We start from the raw sequence: 411 nt of genomic DNA on the forward strand, positions 1-411 counted from the left end.
CCCGGCGGGCAAGGCTCCCGCGGAGCCCAGTCGCAGCCCGGGGCCGGTCCAGTCCCTCGGCGGGGCCGGTGGGCGCATCAAATCGCTACGCGCTCCTCACCGTTTAGCGTCCGGCGCCCGTCTGTGGCCGTTCATAAGCCGCCACAGATCGCTACGCGCTTCTCCCGCTCAGCGTCTGCCGCCCCGTCTGGGGCTGGACATAGGCACACAGGCCGCCGGAGCCGACTTTTCGCGGCGCAAGCGGGCGCCTGCGGGCAGTGGGGGAAGTTGGGGGCCGGCGGGAGCCGGTGGGGGCCGGTGGGGGCGCCGCTGGAGGCCATCTGGGCGCCATTCGGAGCCAACTGGGGCCGCTGGGGGCGGAAAACGGCCCTCTCGGAGTCTGTCGTTGGATTATTCGGCATTTCGCTACAT

Source organism: Streptomyces xanthophaeus (assembly GCF_000725805.1).
Lineage (GTDB): Bacteria > Actinomycetota > Actinomycetes > Streptomycetales > Streptomycetaceae > Streptomyces > Streptomyces xanthophaeus.